Genomic DNA, 15522 nt, shown 5'->3' on the forward strand with positions numbered 1-15522 from the left:
CGGCGTTGAGAAGTGGGAACCCGTCCCCGCCCGGCGTGAATGACGGGCGGGGACGGAGAGTTCAGGGGGAGTGGGTGGTGATGGTGATCGGGTGGGCGGTCCAGTCGGTCATGTCGCCGATGTAGAGGGTGACGCTCCAGCGGCCGCTGCGGGAGAGGCACTCGGCGACGCCGTCGCCGCCGCCCGGGCCGATGCAGAGGCGGATGAAGTCCCGGTGGGCGGCGCGGACCGGGCGCCGGCGGACCTGGTCCCAGAGGACGGGCAGGGCGTGGTCGAGGCTCGGGAAGACGGTGGGCAGCATGATGCCGGAGATCCCGGCCCGGACGGCGCTCACGCGGCGGCCGCCTCGGGGGGAGGCGGAGACGTGGCACCAGATGAACTTCCCGATGCCGCCCCGGCGCGGGCAGCAGCCCCACTCGGAGGCCAGCTCCCGGACGAGGAACAGGCCTCGGCCGCTCTCGGAGGTGAGGGAAGCGGGGTGGGGCGCGGGCTTCTCGCTGTCGGCGTCGTGCACCTCGATCCGGAGGGTGCCGTGCGGGAGGAGCTGGAGCCGGACGAAGATCAGGCGCCCGCGCGGGGCGCGGGCGTGGGTGACGGCGTTGGTGACCAGCTCGGAGAGGAGCAACTCGCCGGTCGGGAGGAGGAGTTCGGCGGAGGGGTGGGCGAGGAGGAAGGAGCGGAGCTCCTGGCGGGCGTTGCGGGGGGACTTGGGGTGCCGGGGGAGCCAGCAGGTCTGTTCGCGCATGGCAGGGCCACCTCTGGGGTGTGCAGGTGAGAGCGGCTGGAGAAGGCATGGGGATGCCCGGTGAAAGCCCGCCGTGATCACGGTGTGTCAATCAGCGGACTACGTTGAGTAGCATGCGCTCTGTGACTTCTGGAGTGCAAGTCCCGACTTTGGAAGCGATCAAAGATTGTTGTCGCGGGCGGAGGGGCGGCAGACTGGCAACGCACATACCGCTGGGAGGTCAACGCGTGCCCGTGAACAGGAATCCGACGGTTCGACAGCGGCGACTCGCTCGAACGCTCAAGGAGTTGCGGGTTGCTGCGCGGATGACGATGGTGCAGTCAGCAAGGCAACTGGACTGCGCCGAGAGCAAGATCAGTCGGATCGAGGCCGCGCAGTCCGGGATCAGGCTCGTTGATCTTCGGCTGCTACTTGATCTCTACGGTGTGACGGACCAGGCGGTGCGCAGCCGGCTGGAGGATCTGTCGCGTGATGGACGCCTGCGTGGCTGGTGGGACAGGTATTCGGACGCGCTGTCGCCGCTCTACGCGGACTACATCTCGCTGGAGGCTGATGCCTCGGACGCCTACAGCGTGGAAACCTTCCTCGTTCCGGGCCTCCTGCAGACGGAGGACTACACCCGGGCCGTCGTTCGGGCGCAGATAGAGGATGCCAGCGTCGAACAGGTTGAGCAGCTGACGAAGGTTCGGCGGGAACGGCGATCGGTGCTGACGCGCGAATCGCCTCTTCGGCTTTGGGTTGTGCTGTCGGAGTCGGTGCTGAAGCACCAGATCGGTGGGCGGGCGGTGATGCGAGAGCAGCTCGACTATCTGGTTGCCATGGCAGGCCAGCCCAACATCAACATCCAAGTGCTGCCGGAGAAGTCGGACGTCCATGCCGCACTGTTCGGTCCGCTGGTGATCCTGAGCTTCCCCGAGAGCACGGAGACGGATGTCGTGTATGTGGACAGTCTCCTCAGCACGCTCTACATCGAGGAGCCGGGCGAGGTCTTCAAGTACTCCAACCTCTTCCGGCGGACGCTGGCCGAGTCGCTGCCTCGCAAGGAATCAATCGCGCTCATCGAGCGCATCGCGAAAGGAATGCACAGCGATGAGTAGCATCCCCGAAGGGGCGGCCGCTGACCTCATCTGGAGAAAGTCGTCGTTCTCAGGTGCACAGAGCAACTGCGTGGAGATCGCCGTGAGCGTGGTGGGGGCCGTTCCGGTTCGTGACTCGAAGGACCCGGGTGGACCGACTCTTCTGTTCGAGGCTGAGGCTTGGTCTTCGTTCGTCGCGGGGGTCAAGTCTGGCGAGTTTCCGACCGATTGATCTGACAGTGGTGCCCCGCACGGGCTATGGCCGTGCGGGGCACCACTGCTGTCTCTCGCCTCAGCTGAGGTTGTCGTACCAGAAGAAGATGGTCCGCAGGACCGCACCCGGGCCGCCGGCGCCGAAGGCGATCACCATGGCCTGGCCGACCGCCACATCGGTGGGGTCGATGCCCTGGGACCACGTCACCTTCGCGTCCAGGCCGGGGATCGTTCGGCCGGGGGCGTACGAGCGGAACGTGCCGCGCGCGTGGGCGATGAGCGCCCCGTTGCGCCGCAGCTCCGCCCTGCGCAGGCTGGTCGACCTCAGTTCGTAGCTGCGGTCGCCGACAACGGCCGTGCGGGTGCGCGCCTTCCGGGTGGTCGGCACGTTGTGGCCGTTGATGTTCATCGCGCCGTGGTCGCGGTCGGGCACCACCGTGACGGTGGGCATACCGGCCCCCTGGACCCGTGCCACGACGGACGGCCAGCGGTCATGGCCGACCTGTATCGGCCCGAACGGGCCATCGATCACACGCCGTTGGAGCTTGGGCATGTCTGGCTACCCCCGTATACCGAGAACTGACAGCGGAGCTGCCGTAGAAACGGCAGCTCCGCTGTTTGTCGCTGAACGATATTCGATCTAGAAGTCGTCGTCGAAGGACACCGAGCCCTCGACCGCGACCTGGTACGCCGACACCCGGCGCTCGAAGAAGTTGGTCAGCTCCTGGACGTTCTGCAGCTCCATGAACCCGAACGGGTTGGTCGACCCGTACCGGATCGGCATCCCGAGGCGGGCCAGGCGCTGGTCGGCCACGGCCTCCAGGTACTGGCGCATGGAGTCGGTGTTCATGCCGGCGAGGCCGTCACCGCACAGGTCCTGGGCGAACTGGAGCTCGGCCGCGACGGCCTCCTCCAGCATCTCGGTGACCTGCTTGGCCATCTCGTCGTCGAAGAGGTCGGGCTCCTCCTCGCGGACGGTGTCGACGACCGACATCGCGAAGTCCATGTGCATGGACTCGTCGCGGAACACCCAGTTGGTGCCGGTCGCGAGACCGTGCAGCAGACCGCGCGACCGGAACCAGTACACGTACGCGAACGCGCCGTAGAAGAACAGACCCTCGACGCAGGCCGCGAAGCAGATCAGGTTCAGCAGGAAGGCCCGCCGGTCCTCCTTGGTCTGCAGCGACTCGATGTGGTCGACCGCGTTCATGTACTTGAAGCAGAACTGGGCCTTCTGGTGGATGGAGGGGATGTTCTCCACCGCCGCGAAGGCCGCGTTGCGGTCCTCCGGGTCCGGGAGGTAGGTGTCCAGCAGCGTCAGGTAGAACTGGACGTGGACGGCCTCTTCGAACAGCTGCCGCGAGAGGTACAGCCGCGCCTCGGGCGAGTTGATGTGCTTGTAGAGGCTCAGCACCACGTTGTTGGCGACGATCGAGTCACCCGTCGCGAAGAAGGCGACCAGGCGGCCGATCAGGTGGCGCTCGCCCTCGCTCAGCTTCGCCAGGTCGGCGACGTCGGAGTGCAGGTCCACCTCCTCGACGGTCCAGGTGTTCTTGATCGCGTCGCGGTACCGGTCGTAGAACGACGGGTAGCGCATCGGGCGCAGGGTCAGCTCGAAGCCGGGGTCGAGCAGCATCTTGCGGTCGTCGGCAGTCATTACTGGCAGGCCTCGCAGGACTCGGGGTTCTCCAGGGAGCAGGCGATGGCGGCTTCCTGCTCCGGCGTGAGGGCGGGGGTGCCCACGGGGATCGTGCCGGCGGGCACGGGCACGGGCGCGGCGGCGCGCGCGGCGCCGGAGGCGGCCTGGGCGATGCGGGTCGCCGGGCGCGAGCGCAGGTAGTAGGTGGTCTTGAGACCGACCTTCCACGCGTAGGCGTACATCGAGCTGAGCTTGCCGATGGTCGGCGCCGCCATGAACAGGTTCAGCGACTGGCTCTGGTCGAGGTACGGCATGCGGGCCGCGGCCAGGTCGATCAGCGCGCGCTGGGGCAGCTCCCAGGCGGTGCGGTACAGCGAACGGACCTCGGCGGGCAGCCAACCCAGCTCCTGCACCGAGCCGTTGGCGTCGCGCAGCGAGTCGCGGGTCTGCTGGTCCCAGACGCCGAGTTCCTTGAGCTCGCGCACCAGGTACGGGTTGACCTGGAGGAACTCGCCGGAGAGCGTCTCGCGCTTGAACAGGTTGGACACCTGCGGCTCGATGCACTCGTACACGCCGGCGATGGACGCGATGGTCGCGGTCGGCGCGATCGCGAGCAGCAGCGAGTTGCGCAGGCCGGTCTCGGCGATGCGGGCGCGCAGGGCGGTCCAGCGGTCGGCCCACTGGGGGGCGGCCGTCGGGAAGTGGTCGATGTGCAGCTCGCCGCGGGCGGCGCGGGTCTCGCCGTAGGCCTCGTGGCGGCCCAGCTGCTCGGCCAGGTCGGCGGAGCGCTCGTAGGCGGTGAGCATGATGCGCTCGGAGATCAGGGTGGACAGCTGCTTGGCCTCGGCCGAGTCGAAGTCGATCCGCAGCTTGAAGAAGACGTCCTGCAGGCCCATCACGCCGAGGCCGACCGGGCGCCAGCGGGAGTTGGACGTACCGGCCTCGGTGGTCGGGTAGAAGTTGATGTCCACCACGCGGTCGAGGAAGGTCACGGCCGTGCGGACGGTGGCGTCCAGGCGCTCCCAGTCCATGGCACCCAGCAGGTCGTCGGCCGAGGCGCCGGCAGCCACGTGGGCGCCGAGGTTGACCGAGCCGAGGTTGCAGACGGCGGTCTCGGAGTCGTCCGTGACCTCCAGGATCTCGGTGCACAGGTTGGAGGAGTGCACCGTGCGGCCCGGCAGCGCGGTCTGGTTGGCGGCGCGGTTGGAGGCGTCCTTGAAGGTCATCCAGCCGTTGCCGGTCTGCGCGAGGGTGCGCATCATGCGGGCGTAGAGGGTCTGCGCCGGGATGGTGCGGACGGCCTTGCCGGCCAGCTCGGCCTTGCGGTAGGCCTCGTCGAACTCGGCGCCCCACAGGTCGACCAGCTCGGGGACGTCGGCCGGGGAGAACAGCGACCAGTCGGCGTTGGCGTTCACGCGGCGCATGAACTCGTCCGGGATCCAGTGGGCCAGGTTGAGGTTGTGGGTGCGGCGCGCCTCCTCACCGGTGTTGTCGCGCAGCTCCAGGAACTCCTCGATGTCCGCGTGCCAGGTCTCCAGGTAGACGCAGGCCGCGCCCTTGCGGCGGCCGCCCTGGTTGACGGCGGCGACCGAGGAGTCGAGGGTGCGCAGGAACGGGACGATGCCGTTGGACTTGCCGTTGGTGCCGCGGATCAGGCTGCCGCGCGAGCGGATGCGCGAGTAGGACAGGCCGATGCCGCCGGCGTGCTTGGAGAGGCGGGCGATCTGCGCGTAGCGGTTGTAGATCGAGTCCAGGTTGTCCAGCGGCGAGTCGAGCAGGTAGCAGCTGGACATCTGCGGGTGCCGGGTGCCGGAGTTGAAGAGCGTCGGCGAGGAGGTCAGGTACTCCAGGCGGCTCATCAGGCCGTACAGCTCGGCCACCTCGCGCACCGACTGCTCGGAGTCGCCGACCGCCAGGCCGCAGGCGACGCGGAGCAGGAAGTGCTGCGGGGTCTCGATGACCTTGCGGGTGATCGGGTGGCGCAGCAGGTAGCGGGACTGCACGGTGCGCAGGCCGAAGTACTCGAAGCGGTCGTCGCCCTGGGCGTCGATCAGGGCGTCGAGGGCGGCGGCGTGCTTGGCGACGAAGGCCGCGGTGGTGTCGCCGATCAGGCCCTCGGTGTGGCCGACGGCGATCGAGGCGGAGAAGGAGACCGAGCCCTGGCTGTTCGCCTCGTCGACGATCTCCAGGGCGAGCAGGCGGGCCGCGAGCTTCGAGTACTGGGGGTCCTCGGCGATCATCGACGCGGCGGCGTCCACGGCCAGCCCGCGCAGCTCGGCGAAGTCCGAGCCGGCGTGGCGGCCGCGCAGCGCGGCGGCGGCGACATGGCCGGGGTCGACCTCGGTGAGGTCGGCGCTGCGGTCGGTGAGCAGCCGCAGCAGCGCGCCCCCGGGGTCGGAGACCGTCGGGTCGGTGAAGGCGGTACCGGAGCCCTGGGCGGGCAGGGTGGCTGAGGCAGCGGTGGTCAAGGCGCTCTCTCCTGGCGGCGATCGGCGGCGTGATCGGGGTCACCCGGGCCGATCTGGGCAGGGGAGCACGGCGCGGACGCAAACAGCGCCGCGCGAGGTGTCTCCCCGGCCCGCCCGCGAGGCCCGGAGGGGTGGTGCTCAGTGCCGGCGCGGCCTCTGCGGGAGGGCCGTGGCGCACGCTGTCGGCAGGTACTCGGACTCGCGGGCGCAGCTGCTGGAGCCGCCCGCACACCGCTGCGGGGCAGTCCCGGACTCCCACCGGGTTCCCCTGCATCGACAGCAGGAGTGAGCATACATGTAGTGGTGTCTCAGTGATGCGGCACCACATGTAGTGCGGCGCGGTGTGTCGGCGCGATGACCGGCGGTACCGGGGAAGGGGTGGTTCGTGCCCGTCCGGGGGCGGGATCCGTGTCGCGGCCGGGTCGGAACCGGGCTCCGGAGGGGGCGGTCCGGTGCGCCGCAGGGCTCGGATCCGCGCGCCGGTCGTCCTGGTTTCGATACGGAATGGTCACCGGGCGGACCGACGGTCAGGGGGATGCCCTACGATCTGGGCGCATGAGCGACGGAACCGGCGTACCTGGGCACGGGCCGCAGGGAACGCCTCCCGCCGGGCCGGGGGGCGCACAGAATCAGCAGCCGGCGGTGCCAGGTCCGGTGCCGCCGCCGAGCGGTGGTTTCGGCCCGCCGCCGGCCTCGTACGGGCCGGTGGCGCCGTCCGCGCAGCCGCTCCCGCAGCCCGTCCCGCCGGTGCCGCAGCCGGTGCCCCAGCCCCAGCCTGTCGCGCAGCCGCAGCCGGTTCAGCCGATGGCCCCTCAGCCGCAGTGGCAGCAGCAGCCGCCCCAGCAGGCCGTGCCGCCGCAGCGCGTCGAGCCGGACTGGGAGGCGCTGGCGGACCGCAACGAGGCCGCCGGCAAGCGCAAGCGCCGGATGAAGGTCATCGGCATCGTGGCCGCCGTCGTCCTGGTGGGCGGCGGGGTCGCGGGCGGCATGCTGCTGCTGGGCAAGAAGGACGACCCCAAGAAGACCGGCCCGGTCGCCACCTCGTCGGCCTCCAACAAGCCGACCCCGGGCCCGTCGAGCGCGAGTGCGGGTCCGGACGACCCGTCGAAGCCGATCTGGGAGGCCGCCACCGACCCGGCGCCGCAGGACGCGGGGGCGCTGTTCTCCGCGACGCAGGTGACGGTGAACGGCGCGACCTGGAACCGGACCGTGGTCTCGCTCGACCAGCCCTGCTGGGACGGCAACTCCACCACCGGGGGGCTCGGCAAGGTGCTCGGCGACCAGGGCTGCCAGAAGGTGCTCCGGGCGACGTACGTCTCCGGCGACAGTGCGGTGACCGTCGGCGTCGCGGTCTTCGACCACAAGATCCAGGCCGAGACCGCGACGAAGAACTACGCGGGCCAGCTCAAGGGCCTGCCCGCGCCCGGTGCTCCGGCCTTCTGCGCCAACTCCGGCTGCACCAGCACGCACAGCAGCCTGGGCCGGTACGCCTACTTCACCGTCGAGGGCTCGGCGAAGGGCGGCAACGCCTCCGACGCCACCGCGACGGCGGCGGCCTCCGGGTTCGCCGAGCACGTGAAGGGCCAGCTGCTCCAGCGGGCCAAGGCGGCGGGCTCCGCCACGCCCGGGTCGCAGGGCACCCCGGCGGGCTGACCCGCCGTGACGCCCCGGTGCCGGCGGATCCGTTCGCCGGGACCGGGGGAGTGTGGCAGGCTCTCGTCGGAGTCATTCGTACGCGTGTTCCGGTTGCGTCCGTGGGGGTCGGTACCGGCGAGCAACCGGAGGAGCGGTCGTGGCCCTGCCCAGTGCCCTGCGCGGCAAGTCGGCCGTCCTGGCCGCGGCCGGGGTCGTGGTCGTCGCGGGCGCCTTCGCGCTGCTGGACCGGGACGACCGGACCGGTGTGGGCGGGCCCGTGCGGGTGCCGGTGTCGGTCGGCGCCCCCGGGCGCACCCTGCCGCCGGACGTTGGCCGGGACCTGCTCGCCCGGGACCCGAAGGCCTCGCCCAACGCCCGCGCCGTCGACCAGTTCCTCACCGACCTGGAGACCCAGGCCCGCACCGGGCAGAGCGGCGGAACGGTGATCGGCCAGCACGTCGAGGCGCACAACGAGCGCAACAACCCCGAGTACGGCGACTCCCGGGGCACCAAGCAGGTCGGCTACTACTACAAGAAGGCCGCCGACATCACCGGTCGGCTGCCCGGCTTCCTGGAGACCGACCTCGGCCCCGGCTACGGCCAGAACGCCTGGGGCGTCGGCAACCCGCGCTCCTACTCGGCCGGCCGCTGGCCCACCTGCCGGACCGGCTGGCAGTACACCGACGACGCGGTCGACCTGATGACCGCCGTCTGGTCCGGCCACCCGAGGGCCGACGACGGCACCTACGACAGCTCCGGCGTCCAGCGGAACTGCGACGGCAGCAGCACCGAGCTGCCCGACAACGGCGGCGCCCCGGCCGGGATCGTCGGCATGTCCTTCCACGAGCCGTACCCCGGATCGGACGTCAAGTCCTTCGACCGGGTGCTCTGTTCGAACTCCCCGGCGGCCAAGGACCCGGGCTGGTTCGGCCGGGTCGTGGACGCCGCGGACGGCACCCCCGAGTACCGCGCGCTGATCACCGACCTGTCCTACCTGGCCGACCACCTGGACTACCTGGCCGCCCACGACGTGCCGGTGCTGCTGCGCCCGTACCACGAGATGAACGTCCAGGACTGCTCCAGCCGGTTCTGGTGGGCGGGCCAGAAGCCGGCCGACTACCAGGCGCTGTGGAAGATCACCTACAAGTACCTGGTGGAGACCAGGGGCCTGCACAACCTGCTGTTCGTGTGGAGCCCGGTGTCCTGGGACGGCGCCCCGGGCGTGGACCCGTGGGACTACTACCCGGGCGCCCAGTACGTCGACGTGGTCGGGGTGGACGACTACAGCGGCAGCCCGGCGCACCCGATCGGCACCGGCGAGGTGTGGACCAAGCGCTACTACGACGGGCTCGCCGCCTACGACAAGCCGCGGATGCTGGCCGAGTCCTTCGCCGTACCCGTCAACTCCCGCCAGCCGGACACCCTCCGGCGCACGCCCTGGACGATCTGGACGGTCTGGGGGCAGTCGCTCACCGCCGACAACCTGGCGCCTGACCAGCCGCGCAACTCCACCGCGGACGTCAACGCCACCTACCACAGCCCCTTGGCGATCACCGGCGGTTCCGGCCCGTCCGGCGGGAGCATCGACTGGGGCGGGCTGCACGTCCGCTGACGTCCGCCGGGGCCCGGCGGGATCCGCAGGGACCGTTACGGGAACGGTTGAACGGGCTGGATTCCGGGTCCGTTGCGCCGTGTGGCATCCTGTGGCGGCGAAACCGAGGGCTGGGCGGACGGTCGGGAGTGGGCCGAAGGGGCGGGGGTAGGGGATGGAACGGACGCGTCCGATGCGTGGGGCCGGCGGCCTGGCGATCGGCTGGGGCGTGGTGCTGCTCGGCTGGGCGGCCTACAACTGCTTCGGCCAGGTCGGCTTCGCCACGTACCTCAAGGGCATCTTCTACTACGGCGGGACCTCGGTCGACGCCGAGACCGGAAGCCTCAACTACGGCCTGCTGTACCTGATCGCGGGCATCCTGCTGCTGCGCGGGCGCAACTGGGCGCTCGGGGTGGCGGCGGGGGTGGCCCTGGTCGAGGGCTACAACCGGGTGCGCAGCCTGACCGGCGCGCTGCTGGACAAGCCGCAGCGGGAGTGGTTCACCGGGACCACCGAGGGCGGGCTGAAGCTGGCGACCTTCGCGCTCGGCGTGGTCGTCACCGCGGTGCTGATCGTGCTGCTGGCCCGTTCCAAGTGGCGGGAGCAGTCGGAGGGCGGGGAGAGCGGGGAGCCGCACTGGTCGATCCTGCAGACCGTGCCGGCCGCGCCGACGCCCGTGCCCTACGCCCAGCCGCAGCCCCAGCACGTGCAGCCCCAGTCGGCCTGGCCGCAGCAGCCGCCGGCCCAGCCCGGGTGGCAGCAGCAGCCTGCCCAGCCCCAGCCCGCCGCCTGGCCCCCGGCCCAGCCCCAGCCGGCCCAGCCGCAGCCCCAGCACGTGCAGCCCCAGCCGCCGCAGCCGCTCCCGTACGCCCAGCAGCCGACCCAGGCGGCGACCGCGTACCAGCCGGCCCCGGCCCCGCAGCCCTGGCCTGCCGCCCCGCCCGCTCCCGGCGGGCCGGCCGCCGGCCCGGTGGCCCCGGGGCCGGTCGCCCCCGGACCGGTGGTGCCGCCACCGGCCGCCGCCCCGCCGGCCGACCGCCCGCCGCAGTCCTGACTGCTCACCGAGAACCCGCGCCCCGCCCCGGGGCCGGACCGCTACCAGACGAGGAACGACTTCCGCCATGACATCGACAACCCCCGTGCGGACGGTGCTCACCACGTCCCGCGAGGCCGCCCGGCTCGCCGAGCGACAGATGTCGTGGAAGCCCAGGGTGCTGCCGTTCTACGTCGCCTTCCTGATCATCTTCGCCTTCTCGATCTGGGCGTACGTCCCCAACCCGACCCCGCTCGGCTGGGCGATCACCATCCTGTGGGGCATGCCGGTGTTCGGCGTGCTGATCGGCTTCCAGGGCGTGCTGATGGTCCGCCGACGGCTGCGCCAGGTGGACAGGATGACCCCGCCGGCGCCGGTCGAGGACGACTTCCTGATCGTGCTGGTGCCGACCATCGGCCGCCACGACACCTACCCGGCGCTGGAGCGCTCGGTGCTCTCGTACGTCGAGCACCTGCCCCCCTACTTCCCGTGGATGCGGGTGGACATCCTCACCGAGGAGGGCTGCGCCGCCGCCGAGAAGATCGACGAACTGGCCGAGCGCCACCCGCTGATCCGGGTGGTGACCGTGCCGAAGGCGTACGAGACGGCCAACGGCACCAAGTTCAAGGCCCGCGCCAACCACTACTCGCACGAGCTGCGGATCGAGGAGGGCGAGGCCGAGGACGACGTCTGGGTGCTGCACATGGACGACGACACCGGCGTCGGGCCGGACACCGCCGCCGCCGTGGCCCAGTTCGTCAACCGGCAGCGCCGGGCCGGGGACGACGCCAAGCACATGGCGCAGGGCATCCTGACGTACCCGCGGGAGAACGCCGTCTCCACCTTCACCTGGCTCGCCGACGCGATCCGCCCGGCCGACGACATCGCCCGCTTCCGCGCGATGACCGGCACCGGCACCCCGATCGCCGGCGTGCACGGCGAACTGCTGATCGTGCGCTCCTCGGTGGAGGCCACCATCGGCTGGGACTTCGGGCCGAAGACCATCGTCGAGGACGCCCAGATGGCGCTGAACTTCTGCCAGCGCTACCCGGGGCGCAGCGACTGGTTCAACGGGCGCTGCTACGGCGCCTCGCCGGCCGGCGTCAAGGACTTCCTCAAGCAGCGCGAGCGCTGGGCCTGGGGCCTGGTCGCGCTCTGCTTCAACAGGACGATCCCGCTGCGCTACCGGCTCTTCATCGGGATGGGCATGGTCAGTTGGGTGCTCGGCCCGCTCCAGCACGTCGGCCTGGTGCTGATGGTCGCCTGGTTCACCGGCACCTGGAACACCTCGCCGGTCACCCAGTCCGTGGTGCTGCTGTGGGCGATCAACTTCGCCTACGTGATCTGGACCTACTGGGAGGGACTGCGGCTGAACGTGGTCTCCTCGGCCAACCACCGGCGCAAGTGGTGGGAGCCGATCGTCGTGGTGGCCTGCATACCGCTGTTCTCCTTCCTGGAGGGCTGGGGCGGTCTGCGGGGACTCATCAAGTTCCTCAAGCGCGAGGAGAACAAGTTCGTCGTCATCGCCAAGCCGGCCTGATCGGAAACCACGCCTGTGAAACGCCCCGCGATCTTCGTCCTGCCCACCGTGGTGCTCGGCATCACCGTCGTCGTCCCGGTGGTCTGGGGTGACCACCCGATCCGGTTCGACCACCGGCGCCCCACCGAGGTGCACTGGGCCGGTGCCCCGACCGAGCAGGGCCGGGTCTGGGGCTTCGGCAAGGACGAGCCCGCGGCCCCCGCGGACACCGGCCCCAAGGTGGCCCGTCCGTGGACCAAGGGCAGCCCGGAGTGGGGCGTACAGGTGTACTGGCTGGACGACCCGGCGGACCCGGACAGCTTCGTCCAGGGCAAGGTCGACCGCATCGTCAAGTACGTGGTCGGGCTGAACGCCAACTCCCTGTCGGTGACGTTCCCGTACTACACCACGGGCACCAGGTCGAACGCCGTCGCCGCCCGGCCGACCTCGCCCAGCCCGGAGCGCCTCGCGCTGCTGCTGGACGCCGCCCACCGGGCCGGGCTGCGCACCACCGTGCGTCCGATCATGGACGAGGAGGTGTTCGACTACGTCCACACCCTCAAGTGGCGCGGCAACATCACGCCGACCGACCGGGACGCCTGGTTCGCCAGCTACGCCGCCTTCCTGGCGCCGTACCTGAAGACCGCCCAGGACCACTCGGCGGCCGCGTTCACCATCGGCACCGAGTTCAACTCGCTGGAGGGCGACCCGCACTGGCAGGACCTGATCGTCGAGGCCCGGAAGACCTTCCACGGCGAGCTGGAGTACGACGCGAACTTCGACAACTGGGCCAAGGGCGCGATAGCGGTGCCGGCCGACGGCACGGGAGCGGACGCCTACCCCCCGGCCAAGAACTCCGACGACGACGCGCCGATCGCCGACCTGGAGGCCAGCTGGAACGCCTGGCTCGACCACCGCGGCAAGGGCCCCCAGCCGACCACCAAACTCACCGAGGTGGGCATCCCGGCGCAGAACGGCGCGTACAAGACCCCCGGCGAGTACTACAAGAAGACCGAACTGAACGAGACCGTCCAGGCCACCTGGTTCACCGCGGTCTGTCAGGTGGCGCAGCAGCGCAAGCTGCGCGGGGTGTACTTCTGGTCGCTGTACTTCGGCATCGACCCGACCCTGCCGACCACCCCGGACACCCCGCGGATGGACTACGCCGGGCGTCCGAAGTCGGAGAAGGCGATCCGGGACTGCTTCGCGCAGACCTACGAGGTCCCGCAGCAGTAGCGGCCCCCGGGCCGGGTCCCGGCTACTGCTGGGGCCCGGCCGGGTGCTCGCCGGTGCCGGAGCTCGCCTTGCCGGTCGGCGTCCGGTTCGGCTTGGCACCGGTCGGACGGCCCGTCGGCCTGGTGGTCGCGGTGGGCGTCGGGGTGCTCGTGGCCGTGGGCGTCGGGGCGGGCGTCGGGACCGCGGTGGGGCTCGGGGTGGGTGCCGGGCCGGCCGGCTGGTCCGGCTTGGCCCCGGACAGCGCGCCCGCGATCTCCTTCTCCAGCCACGGCGTCACGAACCGCATGCCCGCCGGGGTGAGGTGCACCCCGTCGTTGGCGGGGGTGACCCAGTGGCCGTCCTTGTCCTTCCAGACGCAGGTGTCGTACGGGCAGTAGAAGGTGTCGAGGTCGACGAGCCGGACGGTGCCGCCGGCGGACTTCACGAAGTCGCCGACCTGCTGGTTGTAGCAGCCGCCCCAGGTCTTGTTGATGGCGCCGTTCTCGACGCGCTCGTTCATCAGCAGCACCTGGGCGCCGGGGGCGCGCCGGCGGACCTGCTCCACGGCCTGGGTGAGCTGGGTGCGGTACCGGCTGCGGTAGTCGTCGTCGCAGGGGTTGAGCCAGGTGCCGTCCAGGTACTGCTCGGCGGCGTCCCAGCCGAGGTGGATCACGACGGCCTTCGGCGCGGCGGAGGCGAGGTTCCGGTCCCACTCGGCGGTCCGGTCGCGGCAGTCCTGGCTGGTCTCGAACTCCGTTCCGGAGGTGGTGCGCACCTTGTCCGGGTCGAACACGCCGCAGCCGCTGATACCGCCGTCGACGACCCGGTAGCGGTCGCCGTGCCGGTACAGGCCGGTGGCGAGGTCCTGGGCGAAGGAGTCGCCGAGGACGAGGACGACGGGCTTGTCGTCCGGCCCGGACTTCATGTCGTGGGTGACCCAGGCCGGCAGGTACCAGGCGCCGGTGGTGGCCACCGCGGCCGTGACGGCCAGCAGCGGGACGGCGGGGAAGGCCCGCCAGCGCAGCACCCGCAGCTTCTCGGTGGCGGTGTGCAGCAGCCAGGCCAGCACCCAGGAGACCGGTCCGCCGATCAGCAGCAGCTTCTGCGGCGAGATGTCGTCGACGTAGTGCTGCAGCAGCCAGTACACCGGCAGGTGGAGCAGGTAGAGGCTGTACGAGATGGTGCCGGTGAGCCGCACCGGGGGCAGCGACAGCAGCCACACCAGGGGGCCGCGGTCGAAGCAGAGCGAGGCGGTCAGGACGGCGGCGAGCGCCGCGACCACGGCCAGTCCGCCCTGGTAGAGCCAGGGTTCGTGGTACGAGCCGACGGACAGGCTGGCCCAGACCAGGCCGCCGAGGGCGGCGGTGCCGACCAGGGTGGGCAGGGCCGCGCCCGGGAGGCCGCGCCCGGTCCGGGCACCGTCCGCACCGGAGGCGGCCTCCGTGCGGACCCGGGCGCGCAACCACAGGTAGACACCGAAGGCGGCGGTGGCGCCGGCCGCGAAACCGACGGCGCGGGTCTCGGTGCCGAGGTAGAGGCGGTCGCTGTTGTCGCCGTTCCACATCAGCGGGGCGACGGCGGCGGAGGTGGCGAACAGGACGGCGGTGACGATGCCGGTGGCGCGCAGCGAGCGCCGGCACAGGCCGAAGACCATGAGCAGCAGCAGCGGCCAGAGCGCGTAGAACTGCTCGGTGATGCTGAGCGACCACATGGCGGCGAGCGGGTCGATCGAGGCGAAGTGCTGCCAGTAGGCGTCGCCGCGGGACAGCTGGGCCCAGTTGGCGATCTGGGCGAGCGTGGCGAGCGCCTGCGGGCGCAGGTCCTTGACGTCCCGTAGCGGGCTGACCAGGGCGGACAGCCCGACGACCAGGATGATGGTGGCGAGCAGGCCGGGCAGCAGCCGCTTGGCGCGGCGGCGGTAGAAGACGCCGAGCCGGATGCCGTCGGTGCGGTCCAGCTCGCGGATCAGCACCAGGCTGACCAGGAAGCCGGAGAGTACGAAGAAGACGTCCACGCCGAACAGGCCGTTCTGGAACCAGTCGGTGTGGTAGAGCAGCACGGAGGCGATGGCGAGGCCGCGCAGCCCGTCGACCGCCTTGAAACGGACCGAGGGCGGCAGGGGACCGCGCGGTGCGGGGACCGGCGCGGGTATCGCGTAACGGCTGGTGGTCGGGGCTTGGCGGCCCCGTGCTTCGCGCATGTCCTGGAGCGTGGGGCCGCTTCCGGGCGCGCCGAGGCCGGGCCCGTCGTCCATGTGGTGCGTCCCCCCGGGGTCGATCGATTGTCGCGACGTGTCACTGAGACGTGTCTTGATCTGTGGTTTATATCAAAAGACGTCTGGTGATCGTCTGCCGGTCACCGGGGCGGGGGCGGCCGGTGAGCGGCCGT

Annotated in this window: 12 protein-coding genes and 1 riboswitch; of the genes, 7 read left to right on the forward strand and 5 right to left on the reverse strand. The window is 71.0% G+C overall.

Going from position 1 to position 15522, the window contains the following annotated elements:
• Positions 1-61: 61 nt before the first annotated feature.
• Positions 62-745 (reverse strand): ATP-binding protein, encoded by a 684-nt coding sequence (locus tag ACIRVF_RS18920; RefSeq protein WP_402818615.1) that lies wholly within the window; start codon positions 743-745, stop codon positions 62-64.
• A gap of 233 nt (positions 746-978) precedes the next feature.
• Here ACIRVF_RS18920 and ACIRVF_RS18925 point away from each other — a divergent pair, with 233 nt between their 5' ends.
• Both ACIRVF_RS18925 and ACIRVF_RS18930 read left to right on the forward strand, forming a co-directional pair.
• Complete coding sequence (locus tag ACIRVF_RS18925; protein ID WP_402819137.1) at positions 979-1842, forward strand: helix-turn-helix domain-containing protein; 864 nt, start codon at positions 979-981, stop codon at positions 1840-1842.
• A complete protein-coding gene (locus ACIRVF_RS18930; RefSeq protein ID WP_402818618.1) occupies positions 1835-2053 on the forward strand; it encodes a DUF397 domain-containing protein in 219 nt (72 codons plus the stop codon). Before ACIRVF_RS18925 ends, ACIRVF_RS18930 begins: the two co-directional genes overlap by 8 nt.
• Positions 2054-2113: 60 nt before the next feature.
• Here the strand turns inward: ACIRVF_RS18930 and ACIRVF_RS18935 are convergent, their stop codons facing one another.
• From ACIRVF_RS18935 to ACIRVF_RS18945, 3 genes are all read right to left on the reverse strand, one after another.
• Positions 2114-2485, reverse strand: coding sequence for a hypothetical protein (locus ACIRVF_RS18935; protein ID WP_402818620.1), 372 nt, complete (start codon positions 2483-2485; stop codon positions 2114-2116).
• 189 nt (positions 2486-2674) lie between these two features.
• Positions 2675-3691: a ribonucleotide-diphosphate reductase subunit beta gene (locus ACIRVF_RS18940; protein ID WP_030282239.1), complete on the reverse strand. Its 1017-nt coding sequence runs from the start codon at positions 3689-3691 to the stop codon at positions 2675-2677.
• Positions 3691-6117 (reverse strand): ribonucleoside-diphosphate reductase subunit alpha, encoded by a 2427-nt coding sequence (locus ACIRVF_RS18945; protein WP_402819139.1) that lies wholly within the window; start codon positions 6115-6117, stop codon positions 3691-3693. The genes ACIRVF_RS18940 and ACIRVF_RS18945 overlap by 1 nt, the downstream gene beginning before the upstream one ends.
• 190 nt (positions 6118-6307) lie before the next feature.
• Positions 6308-6451, reverse strand: a riboswitch (cobalamin riboswitch).
• Positions 6452-6945: 494 nt separating this feature from the next.
• Here ACIRVF_RS18945 and ACIRVF_RS18950 point away from each other — a divergent pair.
• The 5 genes from ACIRVF_RS18950 to ACIRVF_RS18970 all read left to right on the forward strand — a co-directional run bounded on the left by ACIRVF_RS18950 (position 6946) and on the right by ACIRVF_RS18970 (position 13155).
• Positions 6946-7794: a hypothetical protein gene (locus tag ACIRVF_RS18950; RefSeq protein WP_402818623.1), complete on the forward strand. Its 849-nt coding sequence runs from the start codon at positions 6946-6948 to the stop codon at positions 7792-7794.
• Between the two features lie 139 nt (positions 7795-7933).
• Positions 7934-9388, forward strand: a complete 1455-nt coding sequence (locus ACIRVF_RS18955) for a glycoside hydrolase family 26 protein (RefSeq protein ID WP_402818625.1) — start codon at positions 7934-7936, stop codon at positions 9386-9388.
• Between the two features lie 172 nt (positions 9389-9560).
• Positions 9561-10421, forward strand: coding sequence for a hypothetical protein (locus tag ACIRVF_RS18960; protein ID WP_402818628.1), 861 nt, complete (start codon positions 9561-9563; stop codon positions 10419-10421).
• 67 nt (positions 10422-10488) lie between these two features.
• Positions 10489-11940, forward strand: a complete 1452-nt coding sequence (locus ACIRVF_RS18965; protein ID WP_402818631.1) for a glycosyltransferase family 2 protein — start codon at positions 10489-10491, stop codon at positions 11938-11940.
• 15 nt (positions 11941-11955) lie between these two features.
• Positions 11956-13155, forward strand: a complete 1200-nt coding sequence (locus ACIRVF_RS18970; RefSeq protein ID WP_402818634.1) for a glycoside hydrolase family 113 — start codon at positions 11956-11958, stop codon at positions 13153-13155.
• Positions 13156-13177: 22 nt separating this feature from the next.
• Here the strand turns inward: ACIRVF_RS18970 and ACIRVF_RS18975 are convergent, their stop codons facing one another.
• A complete protein-coding gene (locus ACIRVF_RS18975) occupies positions 13178-15334 on the reverse strand; it encodes an acyltransferase family protein (protein ID WP_402818637.1) in 2157 nt (718 codons plus the stop codon).
• Positions 15335-15522: the final 188 nt, after the last annotated feature.

It is taken from the genome of Kitasatospora sp. NPDC101157, assembly GCF_044768255.1.
Lineage (GTDB): Bacteria > Actinomycetota > Actinomycetes > Streptomycetales > Streptomycetaceae > Kitasatospora.